The sequence below is a fragment of the Candidatus Zixiibacteriota bacterium genome (assembly GCA_034439475.1).
Classification (GTDB): Bacteria; Zixibacteria; MSB-5A5; order GN15; family FEB-12; genus JAWXAN01.
Genome location: JAWXAN010000011.1, coordinates 1 through 17661, shown reverse-complemented (window position 1 = coordinate 17661; position 17661 = coordinate 1). Strand labels below are relative to the sequence as shown.

Below are 17661 nucleotides of genomic sequence, written 5' to 3'. Positions count from 1 at the left end.
CAATGTCTGTTTCACACCCAATGCGTCTGGTGTCTATACTTTCATCATCAAGGCAACTGATGCCTGCGGTCTTACTGATCTTGACACCACCAAAGTCACTGTCACGGTGAATAATGCCCCTATTGCCAACGCTGGCAAAGACAGCACATTTTTCGTCTGCGGCAATAGCACTATCTGCTGGAGCGGCGGCTGCAGCGATCCCAATAACAACTTGATTGCCTGCGAAATACTTCAACCTGCGGGCGCGACACTCAGCGCTGGTCAGATATGTTTGCCTGTACTCTTCGGCGCCGGCAATGACACGAGCTATACGGTCATTATCAAAGCGACCGATGCCTGCGGAGCAACAGACCTCGACACAGCGATAATCAATATCAACTTCAATTCCCCGCCGGTTGTAGTTGCCCCTCCTGATTTTGAGGCATTTCCCGATTTGACCGGACAAATCTGCTTTGATGTAAATATAAGCGACCCGGACAATAATATTGTCAGCGTATTAGTCTCGCCTGTTGGCGTCTACTCCTCGGGGACCGGACAGGTCTGTTTCAATGCGGATACTAGTGGGGTGTACTGCCTTATTATTACGGCAACTGATGCCTGCAATGCGGTCTCGGCAGATACCGTCTGTGTTACCGCACTATGTGTCCAAGTTCAGATTGAAGAGGTGGTAAACGTCATTCAGGGGCAGTACAAGGATGTGAGTATATTCCTCAACGGATCAGCCAAAGAACTTGCCGGCTATGACCTCCTGATAAGTTACGATGCTTCGGCCTTGTCACTCGCTCAGGTCACACCCGGCACAGCATTCCTTGCCTGCGGGTGGGAATATTTCACTTTCCGCTTTGGTCCTTTTGGAAATTGCGGCAGCGGGTGTCCAAGCGGCATAGTTCGCATCACCGCCATTGCCGATATCAACAATGGCGCCAATCATCCCGACTGTTATCTCGATGCCGTTGTCGGCTCTCTTGCCGTGCTGAGTTTCCTTGTGACAAACGACCGCACTCTGGAATGCCAGTTCTCGGCGATTAGCTTCTACTGGATAGATTGCGGTGATAACGGTTTCTCCTCGGTCGACGGTGACACATTGTGGGTTTCGCAAAATGTATTTAGCGCTGAACTTGATACTATTACCAATAACACGTACGGCTTCCCCGGCGCCTTTGGAATTCCCAACGTTTGTATCGGATTGAATCTGCCCGGCAAGCCGGCTGCGTTACGATGCGTTGATTTCACCAATGGCGGAATCAATATCATCTGCGCCGACTCAATCGATGGCCGAGGCGACATCAATCTCGATGGATTGATGTTCTCGATCTCCGATGCCGTTATGTTTACTAACTATTTCGTTCAGGGACTTGGCGCTTTCCAAAACCACGTCGATGGTTCAATTGCCGCCTCCGATGTCAATGCTGACGGCAATCCGCTGACTGTAGCCGACCTCGTCTACCTCATCAGAATAGTCGTCGGTGATGCGCCGCCTGTTCCAAAGGTTGATCCGAATTCACCTCTTGAGGCGGAATTTGTTGTTGCCAATGACATGCTCATAATAAGCCATACGGACGAACCGATTGGCGGACTCTTTATTCTCCTCAATGGCAAAGCAAATCCGACCCTTGGCGAATCAGCTAAGAATATGGATATCCGCTATGAATTCGATGGCACACATACCAGAGTGTTAATATTCACCATGGAAGGGAAGTCCTTCCTTGAAAGCGGAGGCGTTCTCAAGCTTGACGGCGCTGCCATTAAATCTGTCGAAGTCGGCGGTTTCAGCGGAAGCGTGATAGCGGCCAAGGTCATTGCATTGCCGACCGAATATTCCCTGTCACAGAACTATCCAAATCCATTCAACCCGGTTACGACAATTAATTTTGATCTTCCTAAACCCGGCGAGTGGACGATAACAATCTACAATCTTCTCGGACAATCGGTCGAAACGATGTCGGATACATATGATGCAGGATCTTATAAAGTGGAGTGGGATGCCGGTAAATATGCCTCGGGTATTTACTTCTATCGTCTGACGGTTGGTAGTTTTAGCGCCACCAAGAAAATGGTGTTACTAAAGTAATCACCGAGCACACCAAGAAAAGCTCTCTGGCAACAGAGGGCTTTTTTTGTTTTGGTCCAAATTAATAGTAGTTGACTATGACATTCACACACTTTACTATTCATCCATGTCTGAGGCTGGAGTGGGTTTTCCGAAGGCATTGGTTGGAATCATATTGTTATTCTTTTCCGCCAATTTCTTTATTCATGGTTGCAAATCAACAGAGAGCGCGTATGTCGACGACGTGCAATTTGAAGTAGTTGATTCGCTGCTTGGATTGCCGTATTTCGCGGGTGAACCGCAGTTGAGCATCAGACCCCCTTCGAATTATTATGCCATTGCTGATAGTCTGTTTGGACCACTCGAAGTCGGGTTGGCTCAAACAATGGTGAGTAAGTCAGAAATTGATCTGCTCCAATGCTACGCAGACAGCAACTTTAGCGCGTATATGCTCATTATGTCCAAAGAACAACTTCGTCTGGATTCGGATACGGCCGGTTTCTTTGGCCGTTATTTTACATCGCTCATTGCATCGTATGGGGGAGACAATGTCCTGAATAATGAATTTTTCGTCGGGACTGTTTTCGTCAAGCAGTTTATCTACACCGAAAATCAAACCGTTCATCTGCATCTTTTTTGTATGCAGCCCGGAAACGCCGCACTGGAAATCCATTATCTTACGCCACACGCGAAGTACCAAAATATGCTTCGTGTGATAGAATCCTCTATTGGCAGTTTAACACCATTTAACAAGGAGCAACGTTAATGAGACGACTCACAATTCTGCTCGCTATGATATTCGCTTTGAGTATTCTTGGCGGGTGCTTCACCATGAATCATACCGTGGGAACCGGCGGTGTCGGCGGTGAAGTGGCAGGCAAGAAACGTCAATGGTATTTTCTCTGGGGGCTGGTGCCGCTGGGTGGTCCGGTTGACGGAGGCCAAATGGCAGGCGGAGCTGCCAACTTCACAGTTAAGTCACAGCAGACCCCGGTAGATGTCCTGCTGAATCTTGTGACTGGATTCGTAACGATCTATTCCAGGACAATTGTTACGACAACAAAATAAGAGTCACCGTACGTTTACCAAGGCTGGAGCAGACTTCTGCGCCAGCCTTTTTGTTTGTGGTAACGTTCAGACTGCCTCGCCACAGCGGGCAGTCTGAGATATTGATTGTCATCCCTCACTCATTGTCATTCCAGCCCCTACCCGCTGCGGTGGGAAAGCTGGAAGCCATCTTTATCGTCGTGCAGTCCGTCTCTGACCTGCACCAAGTTACCGTCAGGTCATCCGCCGTGGGCGGACTTCGGAAGTCTCAGCACCTATGCCCTAGGAAGGCCGGCAAGACCTGACGATAACAGGTTGATATTCGGGTACCACACTGCTTGCGGTGTCATTGACCCAATCACCAAGCGATCTAATCTATTTTTTATTAAGCCGATTTATAATTGATTGGAAATCTTCAATTAAGGTTTTTCAGATTCAAGAATCCCGAGGATTCGCTTTGTCTCCGGAAACAGTTCGCTTTTCCGCGCCTCGGCAAGTATGCTATTCAGCAATGTTCGGCCACTCACCTTGTCATCTTCTTTGCCGAAACGAAAAAGGGCTTCTCCGGCTATGATGTTGATACGCATGGAGAGAATCGGATCGCCAATCTCTTTTGCTTTGGCTTGTTGTTGTTGAAGCTGGCGAACACCGGCATGGATGAGCCCCTCGGACGCAGTCAACAATCCGATATATCCCTGGGCAAGGCACAAAGTTCCGCTGTCGCCTATCTCACGCGCTATCATTTGGCTTCGCTCGGCATGTTTCCGGCTGAAGGCGAATTCATTCCGAAAATAATGTAATTCGGCAAGTTCCACCTGCAGTGCGCCCACATTCCTATTGATCTTGGCAGTTTTGGCTATCTCAAGTGCCTTGTGTAGATGAGTCGAGGCTGAGTCATAATCCTGTTGATAGATATGGATTGCGCCGAGACGGTGGTGTGCGGCGCTCTCAGCCAGAGGGTGATTAATTTCCTGGGCTAAGGAAAGAGCCTGCTCAGCCGATTTGAGGGCCTCCTGCGCATCTCCCAGAGTTAGTCGCAGTTGGCTAATGTTTGTTAGTGTGAGCGCGAAATTTGCTTTGTCGCCCAAGGCCTCAAAGAATGTCGATGAGACATTGAGCAGTTCAAGCCCTTCGCGGTGGTTGCCCCGCTGAAGCTGAACCAATCCCATGTTGAGCCCCTGGCGGGCCGTTCCCGCTTTATCTCCAAGCCGGTCATTGATAGCCATGGCCTTCCCATAGAATCGAAGCGCGGAGTCGAGATCACCTTTGAAATAGTTGACATTGCCGATATTTGAAAGACATGCCGCTTGAAGCGAAAGGTTTTCGCTCGCTGTTGCCAGTTCAAGAGATTCATTGTATAAATCCAAAGCTCTGGAATAATCCCCTTTACGTGAATAAAGAATCCCCATATTCTTAAGGGCATCGGCAATCTTCTCCTGGTCATCGAGCCGACGGCTTATTTCCAACACACGGTCAAAGAGCGGAAGAGCTTCATCGAATTTAGCTTGAGGCTGAAGCGCAGAGATTAAGACACCCAATGTCTCCGCTTCACCGGAGAGATCTTTAAGTTCCTGAGTTATCGTGAGCGATTCATTACCGGTAAGCCATGCCTTCTCCCAGTCCGAGTGATGAATGTGGAGTTTGGCGAGTAATCTCAGGAGAGAAGCCTTCTCAGCTCGCAAACCTTTTGAAGCGGCCTCCTCAAGCGCGGACTCAAGTTCCATCTGGGCCTCTTTGAATTGCCCCTGATGCATCAAGATTTCAATAATCCCCGCCCGGGCGGCAACCAGCGCGGGTTCTTTGGCAAGCGCCTTGCGGTAGAGGGAAAGAGCATTGACGACATCGGCCTTGTCTTTCTTTTTCTCAAAGATATATTTCCCTTTGAGATATTGTTCATAGGCCTGCGCGTCTTCAGCCTCGGGCATACCCACATGGGCCACTCGCACAATCGTACTGCTGATATTGAAGGCTTGGCTGATTCCTTCGGCTAGAGCGCGTTTTATTTTTGATAGATTTTCAAGCGGCTCCTCCCATCGCTCGGCCCAAAGGTTGGCGCCATCGCTGACATCGATAAGCTGGGCTGAGACGCGGATGGCTTTGGTGGATTTGTGAATTGAGCCATCGAGGACATAGGAAACGTTCAATTTCGATGCAATTTCGGCTATGTCTGTATCGGCATCTTTGAATTTCATAATCGACCGCATAGGCGAGATTCGCATTGTGCCTATACGAGTCAAATCAACAATCAAGTCCTCGGTGATACCATAGCTCAGGAAGTCATCATCGGGCGAGCCAAGATTTCTCAGATGCAACACAGCCAGCGCTTTTGTAACTGGCTGTGACGGAGACATTGTGCCTGCAGGAATACGTGAATGCATAGACTCGACAACCGATGATGGCTCCGGGCTTGGCGGCGAAGTCATTGCCGAAGCAACGCTCATACTTGAGATTGATGATTCGAGTCCCACAGCCTTCTTTAAATCAGAGGCCATTTCGGCGACAGTTTGATAGCGTGACAGCACTGATTTGGCCATCGCCCGGCTCACTATTGCCTGAAACTGAGATGGTATTGATGGCACATACTGACTCATCGGAGGAGGTTCTTCATTTACAATGGCATAGATATACGCTGGGATGTTGGGTTTCTTGAATGGGAGGGTTCCGGTCAGCATTTCATAGAGAACAATCCCCATGGAGAAAATGTCACTTCTATGGTCGGTATCAATACCCTGACCCTGTTCAGGCGACATATACTGCGCAGTCCCCATTAAACTGCCAGCCTGAGTTAACTGGACGTCCCCAATGGCTTTGGCTAAACCAAAATCGAGGATTCGCACACGCTTGTCGGTATCGAGAATTATATTGAGCGGCTTTATATCGCGATGAACATACCCTTTACTGTGCGCCGCATGGAGACCATCGCAAATTTGGAGCGCAAATTGAACCGCCTTATCAAGTGTAAGTTCTCTCGCGTCTATGATTTCGCGCAACGTCCGCCCTTCGACATATTCCATCGCGATAAAAACACGCTCGGCAACTTCGGCTACCTCGTATATGGTTATGATATTCGGATGGTTGAGAGCCGCCGCTGATTGCGCTTCGCGAATAAAGCGCTGACGAAGCGATTCATCGACCGCGAGGTTCGGCGCGAGGAACTTCAGGGCCGCGCGTCGGCGTAAGGTCAGGTCATCGGCGAGGAAGACTTCTCCCATGCCACCGACTCCGAGCTTGGAGACGATTTTGTAATGAGAGATGACAGCGCCGGGTGTGAGAATTATGGCGCTTCGCGTCGATTGATTATTGTCAAACTCTTCAGCCACAGTTGCTTCTGTCGCTCCTTATCTGGAAAACTCTTCAGGAATTACCGTTAGGTCGGAAATATAGTCCTGAATCGTAAGCGCAACAATGAGAAACTGTGAGGTGTATCGGTCGATAATTAGTTTTTCTTTGATAAAATAACCAGCCCTGAATCGGCCTCTATCGTGTGGTGACGCCTAGGAAGCTTCTCTCTGGGCGTTTTTTTGTTAGCTAAATCGCTTGCATTCTCTTGGCTAAACCATTCATTTCAGCCATGAAAAGATATACCCTGCTCTTCACACTCATTTCGATTATCATTCCGAACAGTCTCAACGCCTACACCGACAAAAGACAGCTTGTTCACATTTTCTCGCACTATAACACGAAAGTTGTAACTGATCCATCGACAGGGTCCAATCCATACAAAAAATGGACAGTATTTCCGCCGGAAGGTGTTGAATATCGCGCCGTGAATCTGTACGTCACGTACCGTTGCCTGGACTCCCTCCGTTGCGGCGAATGGGATTATATCGACAATATCTACCTGCGTCGGGTCGGCGGGGCTGATTCGGCTCCCAGGAATATCGAGATCGGCCGTATGATTTCCCCGTACGGCTGGCGCTTTGACTCGACATTTTCCTTTACCTGGCATGTCGATGTAACTGATTTTGGGGTTTTGCTCCATGACTCAGTTGAAGTCGAGTTCAATCATACTGGCTACGAAAGCAATACCGACCGCGGTTGGCAGGTCACACTCGATTTTGAAATCAGCAAAGGACAACCTGCAATGACCTGCCTTGGAATGGACACATTATGGACCGGAAGTTTTCCATATGGCAACAGTTCAAAGCCCATTGAGAATATCCTGATGCCCTATTCATTCTCGGTTCCCCATGAAGCGACAAGGGCGCGGCTGAGAATTCTTCAGAGCGGACATGGGATGGATGACCTTGAAAACTGTGCCGAATTTTGTAATAAATATAGACAGATCTTTTTTGATGACTCGCTGGTCGACCAGAGTCAGATTTGGCGCGAGTGCGGCGACAATCCGCTCTCTCCACAGGCTGGGACCTGGATATACGACCGCGCCGGATGGTGTCCGGGGGCGATAGTGATCCCAGATGTCTTTGATTTTTCTGTCAGGCCGCATTCAGAGCACTCAGTGAATGTCGACTTGGAGCCATACATCAATCCCAACACACCGAGCGCGAATTATCATTTTTCGGCGTATCTGTTTTACTATGCTGAGCCGAGGACGAGAAACGATGCGACGCTTGAAACAATCATCGCGCCAAGCACGGAAAACGAATATGGGCGGATGAATCCGATTTGCAGCGACGCCCAAATTGTTGTCAAGAACAGTGGAAAGCGCCCGCTAACCTCGGTAACCATAAATTACGGGGTGGCCGGCATGAATGAAGATACCTATACCTGGAGGGGTCATATTGAGTCCCAGCGGTCGAAGGTAATCACGCTCCCTCGCATGGTCGGTTTGGATGAAGGACACACGTCCTATGTGGCCGCTCTTGAGATGCCCAACGGCGTACCCGATGAGTACCCGGCTGATAATAATTATAGATCAACGTGGGTCACTCCGCCCAGCTTCGATACAGTTTTGGTGTTGGCGCTTCGAACCAACGCCGACTCATCGCATACGTCGTACGCAATTACCAACTCAACTGGCACAATTGTCGCCGAGCGGAAACTTGGGACACTTGCGGCCAACAAGGTCTATTATGACACGCTCTTACTTCCCAATGACTGTTACGAACTGATTGTCAAAGACAGCGCGGGGGACGGATTGGATTTTTGGTTCAATCCCGAGGGTGGCTATGGCTACGCGAGACTGCTCGATATGAAAGGCCGTCTGCTCAAATCGTTTCTCTCCGATTTTGGCAGTAACATCCGTTTTTCATTTGGTACATATCCGAACTCCACAATACAGAATCCGGCAGAAATGCTTCCCTTGGTCACACCGTTCCCGATGCGCAACCCAGGCAGATTCACTCTTGAGATTTTTTACAACGAACCGACGGACGCGGTCATTCAGATCACGACCGAGGATAAATCACGAGTCGTCTTTGAGCAGAAATATCCAGGACTTAAAGAAAGCTATATTCCAATCGATATATTCGCTGAGCCTGACGGCTTTTATTTTGTGAATGTCATTACTGACGGCAAGGCTATAACGAAGAAGATAAAAGTGAAGCATGAGGGGTGAGGGGGGGAATCATTCCAACTCTTGTGGTATATTACAAAGTATGTCAGACATGTACAAAAGTCAGCAACTGGAGGCCAAGCTTTTTGAAAACAGGTCAAGGGCCGTTACTTTGACTGTTCTCGAACTGGAAAAAGATAGAGATATCCTTATACCTTCATATTTATTAGCAAATCTGATGTCTCCTTCCCTTTGGCGATGGCGTGAAGCGCGCAGCGCTTTCTCGATCGACGGCGAACTACTGGGCGTGAGGCGACGTTTGAAAGAACTAGAGCGTCATTTTCATAAATATACATTTACAAATTTCCCTGACGAACCTGCGAGGGACCCGTGGGGACTCCTCCAATTTTCCGATGAATCAAGTCGACTTGGTGATGATTACATTTCAAGGGCTAAACAGGAGTACGATACGACTCTAAAAATGCTTTACGAGGAAAATCCTCAAAGTCAATTTGGCCAGATAGTCACCCAAGACTATTATCGTGCAGGATTCTTTCCAAGATTAAGAAACGAAATAATCGAAGTGATGGATGCTTATGCGCATATTTCAGCAGATAAAAAGGGATCGGGGAAATGCGCGGCCTTAGCGTTTCTTTGGGCAGCAGCTCTGATAGTCTGGGGTCGATTTACACCCGACAAGATAACGATAATAGGAAACCGATCTCATGTGTTTGTGTTTTTAGATGAGGACGACGGTCATCTCTTCAATAACACCAAGTGGTTTAGCCGCACAAGAATTCAAAACGCTTCGGATATCTCTGAGTTTGTCAAAATGGTCAGCACTAATACCGAAACAACTTTCCTTTTTAATCCAATGTTTGGAATGTGCCGTTGCCAGAAGAGACAATCAGATTTCCAGCCGCAACAATTGGCCGGAATCTTTAACAAGATCGGTTCTTTTTTGTCGCTTCCCTTGAAAAATCCCGACCCGCTCTCGGTCGAGGTGGTGGAACCTTCTGCAAGCATACCCAATCCGCTTGAGTATAATTCCGCTGAAGAGTATCATAAGTTTGTCCTGTCGTTAGCAGAAAGATCGCCAGATTCCGCTTTCGAATATGCACAATACACGTTTAGGGAAATTGATGTTCTCTACCCGCAAGTTTACATTTGCGCGGCACTCCGCGATTACCATACAAACGAAGCGGCAAAACAAATAGAATCTCTTGAGGATGTCTTCGCAATTGTTCGAAGTATTCCGAGGCATGATTCTCTCTTCCATAGCAGGAGCAGAATCGCCTTACCAGACGAGGTTTTGCTGTTTCGGACAGGCAGCGATAGAGATAGAGCCTTGCTCCTGTTTACCTTACTCCATCAATCTCCTCTCAAAGAGGAAAAGATGACAATCTGCTTCGCTGAGCACAAGAGCTTTGTTTACCATAACCATTGGTGGATAGATGCTGATAATCTGGCTTTGTTGGCTGAAAGACCGCAGGGCATTACGAAGGAATTCAATAGTCGTAAGTTAATCAGAAATCATGAATAACGGCACACAGTTCGACGAACTCCTTTAGCAGCCTTTCCCTCCCCTCACTTGACCTTTAACTTGTTATCCCTTATCGTACTTACCATACCACGCGAAAGTGACGGAAATTCCTGTTCAGTTAGGCCACACACTCCTCGTACACTCGTGACACGAAGCGGCTCTCTCGAAATTATTTCTTGCCTATTTCGGCGTCCCAATCAAGAATTACCATAATACTCTGCGTAGCCGAATGAGTTGAAGACACATTCATAAGAAATTTTTGGCCATCAGGACTTATCGCACTTCTATACTGGAGCATAATGTCCGGGATTCCTCCAAGATCTTGCCTGAATAATTTTTTAGGTAGGCCGGGTTCAAATGATTGTGATTTTATATCTACTGCAACAGCCATAACGTCCTGGCCCGGTGTTCTATAAAACAGTTCCTCGCCGTCACTACGCCACATTGGTACCCAGCCGCCTCCCGACGAAATCTGCCACTTGCCTCCGGATCCGCCAAGCTCACGAACATAAACATCATTATTACTCGATTCGTTACTTTGATAAGCTATGTAGCGGCCATTGGGCGATAATTTGGACTTATTTTCGTTAGAAGGTGTAGAGGTGAGTTCTTCGTATTTACCGGAGCCATCTGCGCTCACCAACCAAATATCCCAGTCGGAGGAATTGAAACTTGCCACAATCGTTTTGCCGTCAGCTGACCAATCTGACGGACCGATGTTTCCTTTGGTGGTCAGGAGCTTTTTCGGTTCTCCGAGGCCATTGGCAAGCTTTGCAAATATTTCATACTTCCCATTTACGTTTGAGGCGTAGGCGATATGTGTGCCATCAGGGGACCAAATGGGCCAAATATCGTCCACATCGCCAAATGTTAACCGTGTAGGAACGTCTCTCAGCAGGTCATATACCCATATCGATCGCTTCTGTGTCTCGGCATTAATCAAACCATATGCCACTTTTTTGCCATCGGGGGATACGGAGATATCGGTATACGGGCCAGGTCGCCCAACGGTATCGATTGCCTGGCCTGTGCGGTCAAACCAGACCAAGAGATTCTTATCAGTTGAACCCACCGGCTTATATACGAGTGTGCCATTGTCCGAAACACTGAAATGCGCCATATGGTTTAGGGTCTGGACATTTTCCGCGATTGGAAAGGGCTCTCCCGACAATTCAAGTTTATCGGCATCGAATGGCTGTGCTATAATATTCCCGTCCTGAGCATGGAGAATGTATCCAGCGGGGCTGTATTCAATCCGGGTGCTTACTTTCATAAGATCCTTGTTGAGCGTACGGTCGAGTGAACCAACACAAAGCATAAAATTACTGCCGAGAAGAATGTTAGTGTCCACCTGAGCAATGTAGAGAAAGTGTTTGCCGTCGGGCAAAAAGAAGGGCCAGGCATGTATCAACTCAGAGCGATTTTTGCTGAATTCGGTCGCAAGTGTTGCGGTGCCGCCTGAGGCCGGCACCTGATAGATCGAATCACCCACATTGGCGTCAAATAATATAACTCCGCTCTTCCCCCAACAGCCATCAGCTCCATTTGACTCGCAGATAAGCTGAGCCATACCGCCCGAGGCGGGAATCTTTTTAAGTTGTGAGCCGGTAAAATAGGCAAGATATTTACTGTCAGGCGACCAAAATGGACGCAGGGCATCCGCTGTTCCGGCAAGGGGGTAGGCCTCGAGAGAATTCATTGGTCTGATCCAAATTTGACTCCCAGTCGAATCCGACTTAGTGAAGGCTAACATCTTGCCATCAGGAGAAATTTGCGGCCAGGTCATATTGACCCCCGAACCGGATGTTTCAATTGAAAAGCGACGTACAATTCTTTCTGGCTCCACCTGTGTAAAGTGCATGACCCCTAAAGCAATCGCCGCAATGCTTGCGACTGAGGCAACCAGCCATGCGAGGCGAAACCGAAATTTGCGGCGTCCTGCGACTTGAGCCGAGACACCGGCCTGCGAACCGGACTGAGCGATCCAGCGCAATTCATCGGCCATATCACGCGCTGACTGCCAACGATTATCAGGATCCTTTTGGAGGCATTTTCGCACAAGCCGATCAAGCCCCGGCGGCAGAAGCGGCGCGGCAATCGAGATCGGCTCGGGCTCACGATCCATAATCGCGGCAATGAGACTTGCCTGACTTTTTCCGGAAAATGCTCTCTTGCCGGTGGCCATTTCGTAAACTACTGCTCCGAATGCGAAGATGTCAGAGCGGGCATCGGTCTCTTTGGTCTCAAGCTGTTCGGGCGCCATGTATTGGAGTGTGCCGACAATAGCCCCTTCGCCGGTGAGCGGGGTCGTGCGTGTGATGCCTGATGTTCCGGTTATGACTCCTTCCTGCTGAAGTTTCGCAAGGCCGAAATCAAGAAGTTTTGCGCCAGATTTAGTCAGCATAATATTGGCTGGCTTGAGATCCCTATGTACCAGCCCCTGCCGGTGCGCTTTGTCGAGTGCGTCTGCTATCTGACTTGCGATTTGCAGAAGCTCCGGAAGCGCCATCGGCCCGGATTGAAGTTTTGCGGAGAGCGTCAATCCTTCAATGTATTCCATGACCAAATAGTCTATTCCGTTTTCATGGCCTGCATCGAAGAGGGTACAGATGTTGGGATGGTTCAGCGAAGAAATAGCCTTTGCTTCGCGCTCAAGTCTCATCCTCAAATCAGGATTATTGGCTACTCCCGGCGGAAGAACCTTAATGGCAACTATTCGGTCGAGCCGAGAATCTTTGGCTTTGTAGACTTCGCCCATGCCGCCAGCGCCGACTGGGGCAAGGATTTCATATCGCCCGAGTTTCAGGCCAATTTCAAGAGGCATAGGTAGTAGACTCCATATGTATGTGAAGAGGTAGGAACATAATGGATAAATATGTTGGTTTTTAACGGCCAATGCAACAGGGTTTCCATACCGTCAGGTCTCGATTCTGCCAGAGCATGGTGAAAACAGAAGTGTTACCTCAGAACAGAGGAGACTATCCAGAAATCAACGTGGCAAGCTTAGAATACTGGATATTATGATAAGTACCTTTGTGAAAGGGCAATTTATTGAAAGTGTTTCTCAAACCTCCCACTTTGGGGATTTTTGATTCTATCTTAGACAGATTATTCACAAGCTGAACTCCTTACTAAGCGAGCCGTTGCTTTCTTTGCAGGCGGCCAATTTGCGCCAGTTCGGCCTATCGACCACTCAGAGTTAGCCGAATGGTAATATGGTATGCGCTTCTGAGTCTAGAAACTCGTGGTAGGACTATGAAATGAGCTCGTTAAGCTTATTGAATCGATCAACACTGTAATTGCCATTATGAAATGGCAGTTTATTGTAGGTTCTTGTTAATCTTTGATCACCTGCAATTTCAGTTCTGATTACCGCGTCATTCTCTACTATCCGCAATTCCGAATAAAGCTTCCATTCGAGTAATTGTTTCTTATAGGAATCTTCGTCATTGGTTCTTCGATCTTCGTTGTTGAGAAAGCGATACTTAAGCTCGAAGTCGGGCGTTGCAATTGCGTTAATAATTCCTATAATATATTCCATCGTTAATTTTTCTCCAGACAAAAAATACCAGAACTCGGATGCCAGTAGAATTTCTTCCCTGTCGAGGAATTTTCTCATGTTAACATTTGAGCTCATAAATCTTGTTTTGTCATATCCAGTCATTGATTCTGCGCTGGTAGGATCAAATGGGAAGCCAATAAAAAATCTTACACGCTTACCGGGAAATTTCCTGAATAGAGCTGCTTTTCCTTCAAGGAGCTTTTGCTTTTCTCCGCGAATTTCACCAGAATTCGGCCTCACCGATTTTAACTCAATCGCAGTGACAGATTTATCATCCTCAATGAAAATGTCAGCAGAAAAATCAATGGCATTGACCGATTCGGAAAGGTCATTTATAAAAAGTAGTTCATCCTCTCTCTTAAAATCTGGCGTCACTCGGGTGTTACTTAAATCAGTTATAAGAGTATTGATGACATCTTTTTGAACTTTTCCGATCTGCAAATTGCCTGATTTCTTCGAAGTATATTCCCTCTTTTCACCGTCACAAAGGATGTGTGAGACCCTTTCGAAGAAGGTCTGTCCTAGCGTCGTGTTCAGACCCTGTAGCCAACTGCTCATACTAATAAAGAATGGAATATCACAGACTTTGTCTTTGAATTTGTTTTCAAATGCCCGAATAAACGCTTCGTGAAAAGGCGCATTTCTATTGCTTAATGCGTCTTCAGGGAAATCTTCAAAACGAGAAAAGAGGACTCGAATAACCTCAAGTGCTATTAGTTCTTCCTTATCTTTCGGGAGAGACATCTTCGTTCTTCTTTAGATGAAAAATAGTTTCAGAATACGCTCCCTTATCCTTTTCTGTTCGATTCAAAACAGGTCGCTTATACTGATTAACAATCTTCATACCGGAATTTTCAGCAATGGTCGGATACATATTATATTTATCGTTCGCTACAAGAAAAATTTCGTAATCGTCGACCAGAAAGTTTTTGCAGTTATTAAGTACATCGGAAATTCCTTGGACATAACTTTGCTTTGCTTCTCTTCCCTGTCCCCGATAAAGAGGTCCAATCTCCAGCTCATCGCGGCGTTCAAGACCAAAGAGATCATAGGCGTAAGAGTGTTGCTCATGGTAGTCTATTAGTCCAACATATGGCGGACTGGAGAATATTCCTTTGATTTTTTGTTTCTTCGCCAACTTACCAAGAACAGGATAGCACTTGCTCAACTCCCCAAAAATGTCAACAGTACGGCTGTCCTCAGTTAAGCATTTCTGATAGGTATTTGTCCTGAGTGCGCCAAACTGAGTGAGCCGTTTGACCGTATCCTTTGAATATGTCTCCCACCATTTAAGAATAGAAAATAGCGGCTTACAAATTTTCCCGTGCTTCCCACAGTAATATGTGGTGCTAATTGGTTCAATCAAGGTGGCGAGATCGGCATGCGTGGTGGCTCGACAGGACCTGATTGTTCTGCTAAGGATGACACTTATTATATCGCGAGTACCCGGGTTCTTAATTCTTTTTATCTCGCGATGAACAAAATCGATTTCATCTCGGACATTTTGGGAATACCACTTGTCGAGAAATGACTTGGAGTCTCTTTGGTGCAATTTTATGCCAAAGGATTTTAAAAGACCAAGATAGACAGGAAGGAACTCTTTCTCCTTTTGGGTACCAAATGGAAATTCATCAATTTCTTTTCGCTTAACTTTATATTTATAGTCAGGCACAGGAAAAAACTTATTATTGAATTCATAAAGGGCCTGTAGGAGCGTACTTTCAAACTCAACAGTTGTTGAGTCCTGCAGAAATCTCTTTAGCTTTATTGTAATACGATTAATCTCAGTTTGTAGTTCAACAAGATCATGCTTCTCGATCTTACAATTCCCTATAAGAGCATTGAAAGTTGAGATGTCTATACCAATAGCGTGCATCCCCAGTTCACAAGATTGGATCATGGTTGTTCCGCTACCCGAGAACGGATCGAGAATTATATCACCCCTTTTGAAATAAACCTCTTTCTTGAACTTATCGGTATGATCGTCAAGAAAGTATTCGACAAGTTGGGGGATAAATTTCCCCTTATAGGGATGAAGTCTATGGACGTGCTTTGTGGTCTCAGCTTCCTTATACTGCTCAAAAGAAAGCGCCCAGTTCAAATCATCCCCGAGTTTGTCTTTCCAAGAATCGACTCGGTCGGAGCGGAATGATTTGTAATACTCTTCTAACTCTCGTTTAGAAATCAGAGTGTTTCCATTTATGCCCATTTTTTTAATCAGTCCATATTGAATGAGATACGAGATATTAGAAGACGTGACATTCTTTTTTAAGTGCTCTTTGGCCCACTCGCTCGCCTCTTTGACTGTAAGTAAGCCATCGCTTTCGGAAATTCTATTGTTCGTCTGCATGGTCATCTGTAATTCCTTGAAAAGAATCTACTAAACTGTCAAGCACTTACAAAACACTTTATTCAATAGCTTGTTCACATTCTGATATCCCCCCACTTGACCTTTAACTCCTTATCCTATATCATCCTACCACACACGCGAAAGTGGCGGAATTGGCAGACGCGCTGGACTTAGGATCCAGTTCCGTAAGGAGTGGGGGTTCGAGTCCCCCCTTTCGCATATAAACTAAAACAAGTTGCGCAGGCGACTTTAGATTGCGGCCAAAAAGTGCGGCCCGGGAGCCCAAAAGTGTTCATTGCTCACAAGGCTCCCTTTGCCGTATATTCACACTCCGATTACCATACAAAAATGTATGGGGCAAGAACGAGTGTGAACCGGCTGCTACGAGTCGAGTAAAAATTTGATATGAAAAGCAGGTGCCAGATACTATGAAAGTTGAGATAAAACAGTCCGACGGCCTCAAACGTGAGCTTGCCGTGGCAATTCCCGCTGAAACGGTCAACTCCAGTATGGAGAAGAAATTCGGCGAAGTGCGCCATGCTGTCACCTTGAAAGGTTTCCGCAAAGGAAAAGCCCCGATGGAAATGATAAAAACGATTTATGCCGAGCAGGTCAAAGCGGATGTAGTCGACGAGCTTATCAAATCGACCTATCCGGTTGCGGTCAAAGAGAAAACGCTCAATGTGGCATCGTATCCGAAACTCACCGACATCAAATTCTCCGATGACGGCGGTTTTAATTACACTGCAGAAGTTGAGGTTTTTCCGGAAATAGATAAAGTCAAATTTGATGGTCTCTCGGTGCAGGGAATGAATGTCGATGCCACAGATGCCGAAGTCGAAGAAGCAACAGAAGGACTACGCAAGCGGTTATCCGAATTTCGCATCCTCGACCGCGAGGCGCGGATCGAAGATGTCGTGGTCGTCGACTTGAAGAAAATCTACGACCCTAAAATGGCCCTTGAAGCGACCAGTTTCCCCAAGTCGGAAATTGACCTCGCCAATCCGGTGACAGTCAAAGAGTTCAGAGAGCAGATTCCAGGCATGAAAGCAGGCGATGAAAAAGAGATTACTGTCCGTTATGATGATGCTTTTCCCGATCCGAGTTTTGCCGGGGCGGAAATAAAATACCTCTGCAAACTCAAAGAGGTAAAAGAGCGAATCATGCCCGAGATAAACGATGCCTTTGCAAAGAGTAGCGGCATAGCCGAAACCGCGCTTGAAATGAAACTCAAAATTCGCACTGATATCAAGGCTCATAAAGGGGATTCACTGAATCGGGCCTACAAGAGAGACATTGTGCGCCAGATTTGTGAAAAAAATGATATTCCTATCCCCGAAGGGTTAGTCCATGACTACCTCGATTCGGTTATAGAAGATATGAAAAAGCGTGAAGGCAAAGTCGATGAAGCTCAAATCCGTAAAGATTACCATGAGATGGCAATTAATACGCTTCGCTGGGATATTTTATGGAATCAACTGGCCGAGCAAGAAAAGATTGAAGTTTTGCCCTCGGATACCGAAAATTGGATTAGCGGGTTTGCGGCGCGTAATGGGATGACAGCCGAACAGGCGAGCGAGGCGCTCAATCGATCCGGAAAGACAAAAGGATTGCGTGAATCGATGCGCGAAGAGAAAACATTGGATTTTCTTGT

10 protein-coding genes and 1 tRNA gene are annotated in these 17661 nt (G+C 47.0%); 7 read left to right on the top strand and 4 right to left on the bottom strand.

What is annotated here, in order from left to right; all coding sequences use genetic code 11:
* The 3 genes from SGI97_00955 to SGI97_00945 all read left to right on the top strand — a co-directional run.
* Positions 1 to 2071, top strand: a 2071-nt coding sequence (locus SGI97_00955; protein MDZ4722472.1) for a T9SS type A sorting domain-containing protein, incomplete at its 5' end; no start/stop codon positions are given.
* A 46-nt stretch (positions 2072 to 2117) separates the two neighbouring features.
* Positions 2118 to 2816, top strand: coding sequence for a hypothetical protein (locus SGI97_00950; protein MDZ4722471.1), 699 nt, complete (start codon positions 2118 to 2120; stop codon positions 2814 to 2816).
* Entirely contained in the window at positions 2816 to 3118 is a 303-nt protein-coding gene (locus tag SGI97_00945; GenBank protein ID MDZ4722470.1) for a hypothetical protein, read from the top strand. The genes SGI97_00950 and SGI97_00945 overlap by 1 nt, the downstream gene beginning before the upstream one ends.
* Before the next feature lie 398 nt (positions 3119 to 3516).
* On the opposite strand, the gene SGI97_00940 is transcribed toward SGI97_00945, so the two are convergent.
* On the bottom strand, positions 3517 to 6417 hold the full coding sequence (locus SGI97_00940; protein ID MDZ4722469.1) for a tetratricopeptide repeat protein: 2901 nt from the start codon (positions 6415 to 6417) through the stop codon (positions 3517 to 3519).
* Positions 6418 to 6668: 251 nt separating this feature from the next.
* On the opposite strand from SGI97_00940, the gene SGI97_00935 reads away from it, so the two are divergent.
* On the top strand, positions 6669 to 8615 hold the full coding sequence (locus SGI97_00935; GenBank protein ID MDZ4722468.1) for a peptide-N-glycosidase F-related protein: 1947 nt from the start codon (positions 6669 to 6671) through the stop codon (positions 8613 to 8615).
* 49 nt (positions 8616 to 8664) lie between these two features.
* On the top strand, positions 8665 to 10095 hold the full coding sequence (locus tag SGI97_00930; GenBank protein MDZ4722467.1) for a hypothetical protein: 1431 nt from the start codon (positions 8665 to 8667) through the stop codon (positions 10093 to 10095).
* A gap of 169 nt (positions 10096 to 10264) precedes the next feature.
* Here the strand turns inward: SGI97_00930 and SGI97_00925 are convergent, their stop codons facing one another.
* The 3 genes from SGI97_00925 to SGI97_00915 all read right to left on the bottom strand — a co-directional run bounded on the left by SGI97_00925 (position 10265) and on the right by SGI97_00915 (position 16013).
* A complete protein-coding gene (locus SGI97_00925) occupies positions 10265 to 12919 on the bottom strand; it encodes a protein kinase (GenBank protein ID MDZ4722466.1) in 2655 nt (884 codons plus the stop codon).
* A gap of 429 nt (positions 12920 to 13348) precedes the next feature.
* Complete coding sequence (locus tag SGI97_00920; protein ID MDZ4722465.1) at positions 13349 to 14401, bottom strand: TdeIII family type II restriction endonuclease; 1053 nt, start codon at positions 14399 to 14401, stop codon at positions 13349 to 13351.
* Positions 14382 to 16013, bottom strand: coding sequence for a DNA methyltransferase (locus tag SGI97_00915; GenBank protein MDZ4722464.1), 1632 nt, complete (start codon positions 16011 to 16013; stop codon positions 14382 to 14384). Before SGI97_00915 ends, SGI97_00920 begins: the two co-directional genes overlap by 20 nt.
* A gap of 131 nt (positions 16014 to 16144) precedes the next feature.
* Between SGI97_00915 and SGI97_00910 the strand changes: the two genes are divergently transcribed.
* A tRNA-Leu gene (locus tag SGI97_00910) sits at positions 16145 to 16226 on the top strand.
* Between the two features lie 209 nt (positions 16227 to 16435).
* On the top strand, positions 16436 to 17661 hold a 1226-nt coding region (gene tig, locus SGI97_00905), incomplete at its 3' end, for a trigger factor (protein MDZ4722463.1).